Source organism: Butyricicoccus sp., assembly GCF_050872565.1.
Taxonomy (GTDB): domain Bacteria; phylum Bacillota; class Clostridia; order Oscillospirales; family Butyricicoccaceae; genus Butyricicoccus_A.
In genome coordinates this window covers 1-7118 of the sequence record NZ_JBNMHC010000093.1, presented here as the reverse complement: position 1 = coordinate 7118, position 7118 = coordinate 1, and the positions used below count along the sequence as shown (strand labels likewise).

The 7118-nt window shown below is 46.1% G+C and carries 7 protein-coding genes and 1 pseudogene; 3 read left to right on the top strand and 5 right to left on the bottom strand.

The features are described 5' to 3' along the window. Window positions 1-180, bottom strand: a pseudogene (locus tag ACR0P9_RS05505) (5-amino-6-(5-phosphoribosylamino)uracil reductase); the annotation flags it as partial. A gap of 465 nt (window positions 181-645) precedes the next feature. Here ACR0P9_RS05505 and ACR0P9_RS05500 point away from each other — a divergent pair. Together ACR0P9_RS05500 and ACR0P9_RS05495 are read left to right on the top strand one after the other, a co-directional pair. Then, window positions 646-1227, top strand: a complete 582-nt coding sequence (locus tag ACR0P9_RS05500; RefSeq protein WP_432618080.1) for a xanthine phosphoribosyltransferase — start codon at window positions 646-648, stop codon at window positions 1225-1227. Between the two features lie 9 nt (window positions 1228-1236). Then, window positions 1237-2583 (top strand): uracil-xanthine permease family protein, encoded by a 1347-nt coding sequence (locus ACR0P9_RS05495; protein WP_432618078.1) that lies wholly within the window; start codon window positions 1237-1239, stop codon window positions 2581-2583. Between the two features lie 69 nt (window positions 2584-2652). Here the strand turns inward: ACR0P9_RS05495 and glf are convergent, their stop codons facing one another. Continuing rightward, on the bottom strand, window positions 2653-3765 hold the full coding sequence (gene glf / locus ACR0P9_RS05490) for a UDP-galactopyranose mutase (RefSeq protein ID WP_432618076.1): 1113 nt from the start codon (window positions 3763-3765) through the stop codon (window positions 2653-2655). Between the two features lie 154 nt (window positions 3766-3919). On the opposite strand from glf, the gene ACR0P9_RS05485 reads away from it, so the two are divergent. Then, window positions 3920-4807, top strand: a complete 888-nt coding sequence (locus ACR0P9_RS05485) for a phage baseplate protein (protein WP_432618074.1) — start codon at window positions 3920-3922, stop codon at window positions 4805-4807. Window positions 4808-4855: 48 nt separating this feature from the next. Here the strand turns inward: ACR0P9_RS05485 and ACR0P9_RS05480 are convergent, their stop codons facing one another. The 3 genes from ACR0P9_RS05480 to ACR0P9_RS05470 form a co-directional block, all read right to left on the bottom strand. Continuing rightward, window positions 4856-6268, bottom strand: coding sequence for a lipopolysaccharide biosynthesis protein (locus ACR0P9_RS05480; RefSeq protein WP_432618072.1), 1413 nt, complete (start codon window positions 6266-6268; stop codon window positions 4856-4858). 7 nt (window positions 6269-6275) lie between these two features. After that, a complete protein-coding gene (locus tag ACR0P9_RS05475; RefSeq protein WP_432618070.1) occupies window positions 6276-6878 on the bottom strand; it encodes an NUDIX hydrolase in 603 nt (200 codons plus the stop codon). Window positions 6879-6902: 24 nt separating this feature from the next. Beyond that, window positions 6903-7118, bottom strand: a 216-nt coding sequence (locus ACR0P9_RS05470; protein ID WP_432618068.1) for a hypothetical protein, incomplete at its 5' end; no start/stop codon positions are given.

Genomic DNA, 7118 nt, shown 5'->3' with positions numbered 1-7118 from the left:
TTCCTGCGTGAACTCTTTCGTTGTCACTGTTCCATACAGCCATGCATCCGCCTGATATTCCGAACGAATGCGAGCGTATTCTCCGCCTACACTCTGTACGGCTTTTGTCTCCATGAACGGACCTGTAATCTTTCCATCCAGTGCGCTTAAGATATGACAAATAATATATGGTCGTTCCATCATACTCTCCTTTACTTCACCAATTTATTTTCTTTTAGATATGCAAGAATGCCTTCTGTATCCGATGCCTCTGTAAACAAGCCATCATGAACATTGGCTCCCGCCGCATTTTCCTGTACAAAATCCATAGAATTTGCAAACTGTTCTGTGTCCATTGAAGCGGACTGTGCAAATGGATAAATCTCAACGCCAGAAAGCGACTTCTGTCCTCCTATTATCGCGTATTCGTTTGAATCACTTGATACAGCTGATTATATGTTACGGTTGTTACTATCGGTCAATAGCCTCCAGCAAATTTTTCTGTGAATTTTTTGTGTTTTCTATCGTCCCGTCTAGATGTAAAAAAAATCAAAAGAATTGTATGAATTTCATGATTTTTCTGATATAATACCAGTATATATTTGTCGATTTTTTTGGTAAACTGAAGTGTATATCATATCGAATACAAATAAAGGAAGGATCATTATGAATTTTTTGGAAGAACGTATCGTAAAAGACGGTATTGTAAAAGAAGGAAACATTCTGAAGGTTGACAGCTTCTTGAACCATCAGATGGATATTGATCTGTTCAACCAGATGGGTGAGGAATTCAAGCGCCGCTTTGCAGATAAGCCAATCAACAAGATTCTCACCATCGAGGCTTCCGGCATCGGCATCGCCTGTATCGTAGCCAGCCATTTCCATGTTCCGGTTGTCTTCGCTAAGAAGTCTCAGAGCATCAATATTGACGGTGATGTATACGTAGCAGAGGTTGAATCCTTTACGCATAAGTGTAAGAATCAGGTTATTGTATCGAAGAAGTTCCTGAGTGAGGAAGATCATGTGCTGATTATCGACGATTTTCTTGCCAACGGCTGCGCTTTGCAGGGTCTGCTGTCTATCGTTGCACAGGCAGGCGGCACGGTAGAGGGCATCGGCATTGCCATCGAAAAGGGCTTCCAGCAGGGCGGCCGTATTATTCGTAATTTTGGTTATCAGCTGGAATCTCTGGCAATTGTAGACGGCATGGACGCTGCAAATGGCTCGATTCAGTTCCGCGAACAGTAAGGAGCTTTCATGCAGTCAACAACAAAAGCGACAGAAGTCGGATCATCCGCTTCTGTCAATCATATTTATACCTTAGACGGCAAGGTTCCCCTGCTCAATGCCATTCCTTTCGGTTTACAGCATATCTTAGCCATGTTCGTCTCCAACATCGCTCCGATTTTAATTGTCGGCGGTGCCTGTGGTCTTGACAGCAAAGAAACCGCTCTGCTCATTCAAAGTGCGATGTTGATTGCCGGTATTGGCACACTGGTTCAGTTGTTTCCGTTGTTTGGCAAAATCGGCTCCGGTCTGCCCATCGTCATGGGTATCAGCTTTACCTTTGTATCAATTTTGAGCTTTGTCGGTGCGCAGTACGGATACGGTGCCATCATGGGTGCTGTTCTCATCGGCGGCATGATTGAAGGCGTACTCGGTCTATTTGCCAAGTATTGGATTAAGCTCATCTCGCCCATTGTCTCCGCCAGCGTAGTCACAGCCATTGGTTTTTCTCTGCTCAGTGTCGGTGCAACCTCCTTTGGCGGCGGTTCCGGCAGCGAAAACTTCGGCTCTGTGGAAAACTGGATTCTCGGCGTCGTGACATTGGTCTGCTGCATCTTGTTCCACGTATTTGCGAAATCATTTTGGAAGCAGCTCTCCGTGCTGTTCGGTTTGATTGTCGGCTATATTCTCGCCATCTTTATGCATATGGTAGACTTTTCTTCGCTGGCAGGAACATCGATTATTGCAGTTCCGCGCCTCATGCCGTTCCACATGGAGTTCCGTCTGGATGCCATTGTTTCTGTTGTCCTGATTTTCTTGGTCTCTGCGACTGAGACAATTGGTGATACTTCTGCACTCGCCGCTTCCGGTCTGGGACGCGATGTCACAGAAAAAGAAACGTCCGGCTCTATTGCCTGTGATGGTTTTATCAGTTCACTATCCTCGATATTTGGCTGTCTGCCGATTACTTCGTTTAGCCAGAATGTCGGCTTGGTTGCCATGACAAAAGTTGTTAATCGTTTTACGATTGCAACTGGCGCAGTGATTATGATTCTTGCCGGTGTATTCCCGATGTTCGGCGCGTTGCTCGCAACCCTTCCGGATGCTGTGCTCGGCGGCTGTACGATTATGATGTTCGGCACCATTGTTGTCAGCGGCTTGCAGATGATAAGCAAATGCGGCTTCTCCCAGCGCAACACGGTAATTGCGGCACTGTCGCTCAGCATTGGTCTGGGATTTACGCAGTGCACGGATCTGTTCTCTATTTTCCCGCAGATCATTCAGACCGTCTTTGCACAGAACTGTGTCGCTGTTGTGTTTGCGGTTGCTATCATTCTTAATTTGATTCTCCCGCAGAACATGGAAGCGAATCACTAATTTTATCACATAAAAAACAGCTTTTCTTATTTTTAAAGAAAAGCTGTTTTTTCATATATTTGCATCTTTTTACGTCAATTCTCGTCTGCTCATTTCCAGAGCCGCTGCGATGACCTGATCCATATCATAATATTTGTACTCGCCCAGCCTACCGCCGAAAATCACATGAGATTCTTGCTCTGCCAATGCCTTGTATGCCTGATACCGCGCACCGTTTTTCTCATCATTGACCGGATAATATGGCTCCTCTCCCGGTTTCCATTCCGAAGAATACTCTCGACTAATAACTGTTTTCGGCAAATCCTCGCCATGCTCGTCCTTGCCGAATTCAAACCATTTATGCTCAATAATGCGCGTCCACGGCGTCTCCCGGTCGGTATAATTCACCGCTGCGTTACCTTGGAAATTGGGTATATCCAATACCTCCGTCTCAAATCGTACACTGCGGTATTCCAGATTGCCCAATTGAAAATCAAAGTACGCATCAATCGGACCAGTATACACAACTTGATTCGCCATCGCATTCCATGCATCTTTATCAGCAAGGTAATCTGTATTGAGTCGAACCTCTACACCGTCCAGCAGATTTTCTACGAGCTTGGTATATCCGCCAATCGGGATTCCCTGATACAGTGCATTGAAATAATTATTGTCAAACGTCAAACGAACCGGAAGTCGTTTGATAATAAAAGCTGGCAAGTCTTTGCAGTCGCGTCCCCACTGCTTTTCTGTGTATCCTTTGACCAACTTCTCAAAGATGTCTCGTCCCACCAGAGAAATCGCTTGCTCTTCCAAGTTTTTCGGTTCGCCTTGAATTTCCGCGCGCTGTTCGTCGATTTTTTTCTTTGCCTGCTCCGGTGTCACGACGCCCCACATCTGATTAAACGTATACATGTTAAACGGCATCGAATACAGTTCGCCCTTATAATTGGCAACCGGACTGTTGGTAAACCGATTAAAATCCGCAAACTGTGTAATGTACTCCCACACGGTTTTATTGTTCGTGTGAAAAATATGCGCACCATATTGATGCACATGAATGCCCTCAATTTTTTCCGTATAGACATTTCCCGCCACATGCGGACGCTTGTCTATCACTAGCACAGATTTTCCTGCTTTCTTGGCTTGCTGCGCAAATACAGCACCATACAATCCGGCGCCGACAATTAAATAATCATACATAGATCATACTTCCTTGATTTTTCATTGAAACTGTAGGAATTATAGCCGAAATTCGTCGAACTGTCAAACTGTGCAGAGTTTTCCACAGGCCTGCAAGAAATAACCGTTGACTGTTTTCTTCCAGCTCCTATGATAAAAACTGGAGGTGACGTCAATGAATCCTATTTTGACTATTGACATGATGCATCTGCCCCATAGCATCAAATTGGGCAGATGCGGCGAAAATCATACTGTGGTTCGCTTTGATTGTACCGCTTATCAGGAAACCTATGGAACCGGCAGTGCGGCGCTGCTGTTTCAGCCCGCAAGAGGCTCCATGTATCCCGTTGTCATTGAACAAGACGATGCCATTGTGACTTGGCGCGTCAATTCTTCTGACACAAGTACATCCGGCGCGGGACTGTGTGAGCTGAGCTGGTATGTCGGCGATACGCTGGTCAAATCACAGCAGATGACTACGCTCGTCTATGACGCCTTGTCCGAGCACGCAGATGATAGCTGTAAAACTGCCAGCCGACCATGGATGGATCAAATCTTACAGGCGAGCGCCAATGCACAGCGCGCACAAGCCGCCGCTGAAACTGCCCAGAACATCGCAGATGCCATTGACGCGATGTATACTCCCGAAAAGCTCAAAGCAACTGCTTTGGATATTTTTTATCCTGTCGGAGCCATTTATCACACGACAGATCTCTTATTCGATCCCAACAATGCATGGGGCGGCACTTGGGAGCGCATCAAAGACACCTTCCTGCTTGCGGCAGGCACCGCTTATGCAGGCGGCAGTTCCGGTGGTGAAGCAACGCACAAATTGACTGTGCAAGAGCTTCCCAGTCATACCCATGCCATGTATGTCAACAATGACAGTTCTTCTTCCAGCTGGGTTCCGACTGCAGGAACGCAGCTCGTCAAGTCGGATTGTGTCACAACAAGCACGAAAAACTATAGTGCAAGCCTTGCCCAGAACGGAGCTGGCCTTGACCGCGCCCACAACAACATGCCGCCGTATCTCGCCGTATACGTTTGGAAACGAACCGCTTAATTTTTCTCCCATGACAAAAGCGCTGGATGTCGCCATCCAGCGCTTCTTTTATCCCTTGTTATGTAATCTAGAACGAATCAATCGGATACCCATGTGCAGCATTTCCCAATTGGTACCTATCGCATAGCATACCGTGACGACCAACGCTATCGCCTGAATGAGCCGATTTCCGCAGTAGTAGGTATACATTAGACCGCCGCCCATCAGCAAGCAGCCAATAACAACCGAACGCTTGAGCTTCATCTGCACCGTCCGATTGACATCAATATATCGAACGAAAAACAAAAGTAAAAATGCAGCCAAAGTCGAAACCGACGCCGCAAAAATATGAATTCTTTGAATGAGCAGCAGATCTACCGTGATATTGATAATCGCCGCTGAAATCGATGTCTGTGCAATTTTTTTGGCGTTTTTCTGTGCGACATAAATACAGCTGTACAATCCAACCAGCACACGGAACAGCATCGCATACAGCAAAATTAAAATCTGCGGATAGGCATCATGATACTTGGCATCAATGAATACCGGAAAGAAAAACGGCATACATGCCACCATGCCAAAGCACCCGGCGGCAAACAGCTGAAACATGGCATTCATGGTCTCCGTCAAAAATTCATCGCGATCCGCATCCATATAATGCAGCGAAACGGTTTCCGACCAAGATAAATTTAAAATATTATAAAAATTGACAAAAACATTGGAAAATTTATTGGCAATCGAATAGATACCGTTCGCCGCTGCGCCAAGAAAATATGAAACGATGGTTCGATCCGAAGCGTTAACGACCCACCATGCCAAATTATTCGGTACCAGCGGAATCGAATACGCACCGATTTCTTGAAACACCGCCGGTTTGATGCATCGAATGGAAAAATACTGTCTGCAGCCAGATGCTGCCATGAGATACAGCAACGTGAAGACCTGCGCCAAAAGAGTGGAAACAAACAATCCGGTCAGTCCCCAATGCAAAAATGCCAGAGCAATGACATTGAGCAGTGCCGTTGCAGTTGCCGCGATAAACGACGCAATCGTATACACCACGCTCTTTCCCAATCCACGCACGAACTGCATGAGCATAGCGTTAAACACCTGCAAAATAACATAGGCAATTAAAAAATACGCGTGTTCTATCTGCAAAATCGGCTGAATTAGCGCAAACAAAACAATATATCCGATACACTGGATGGCACTGAAAAACAGCAGTGTGGAAAACAACACACTGTGCCGCTGGGTATTGCTCCGATCATCCAGCATAAACCGAAACAGACCTTGACTGAGCTGCCAGCTGACAAGCGGCAGCAAGAGCATGGAATACGTGAGCATTAAGTCAAAGGTTCCATATGCTCCTGTTGACAGCATGGCTGTATAAAATGGCAGCAGCAAAAAATTGATGCACTGTGTGCACACTTTTCCAACGGTCAAAATTGCCGTATTTTTCGCTAGTTCTCTTCGCCGTCCCATGATCTCCTCACTTTGTTATCTGTGCAAACGACTGCAAAATCTTGGCGGTAATCCCCCAAATTGTCCAATCCCGATATTGATAAAATAAAATATCTTCTCTGCGTTCCCGCCATTGATACTTTTCGCCGCCCACAATGCGGGACAAAGGAAAATTCTCCGGTGGGTGTACCGGCAAGGTAATGCGATACTGTTCCGGCTCTTGGGTCTGAAAAAATGACAGCGGCACGCAAAATACCTGTTCTACTTCTGCCGGGCTATATGTCATCGCATAGGCAGACAGCTTGGCTGCATATGGGTACAGCATCAGTGTATTCGTGTGCAAAACATCCATCAAGCCCAAAACCTCGATTTGCTCCGATCGTATCAAAAGCTCTTCACAAGCCTCTCGAACGGCTGCCTGCTGCGGTGTTTCTCCCGACTCTATGGCGCCGCCCGGCAAGCAAATATCACGAGGTTGATGCTTGAGCTTAGGCGACCGCTGTTCCAATACGATTTGCAGTCCATCTGCCGTTTCCATCAGTGGAATCAATACTGCCGCCTGTTTACATTGTTTGCATCCAATAATAGATGATTGATGTTTTTTTAACCGTTCGAGTAATTCCGGTGACATACATTCTCCTTTTTCTTGTGCCATTTATACTGTGTGAATAGGAACAGCCGGATTTTTCCGCTTGACAATTTCACTGCTGTGGCTGCGCAACACCAATTCGTCATGCTGGTTGTATAAGTCAACCTGTACGTCAATCAGACCATTGTATGGATTGCGTACTTGCGTGTCTGCTACAAATGCTTTTCCATGCAGTGTATCTCCCGCGAATACCGGCGCAAAAAACTGCATACGAATTTCCGT

Coding starts and splice junctions, on each gene's coding strand:
- ACR0P9_RS05495 (WP_432618078.1), top strand. CDS start 1,237: ATGCAGTCAACAACAAAAGCGACAGAAGTCGGATCATCCGCTTCTGTC.
- ACR0P9_RS05485 (WP_432618074.1), top strand. CDS start 3,920: ATGAATCCTATTTTGACTATTGACATGATGCATCTGCCCCATAGCATC.
- ACR0P9_RS05480 (WP_432618072.1), bottom strand. CDS start 6,268: ATGGGACGGCGAAGAGAACTAGCGAAAAATACGGCAATTTTGACCGTT.
- ACR0P9_RS05475 (WP_432618070.1), bottom strand. CDS start 6,878: ATGTCACCGGAATTACTCGAACGGTTAAAAAAACATCAATCATCTATT.
- ACR0P9_RS05500 (WP_432618080.1), top strand. CDS start 646: ATGAATTTTTTGGAAGAACGTATCGTAAAAGACGGTATTGTAAAAGAA.
- glf (WP_432618076.1), bottom strand. CDS start 3,765: ATGTATGATTATTTAATTGTCGGCGCCGGATTGTATGGTGCTGTATTT.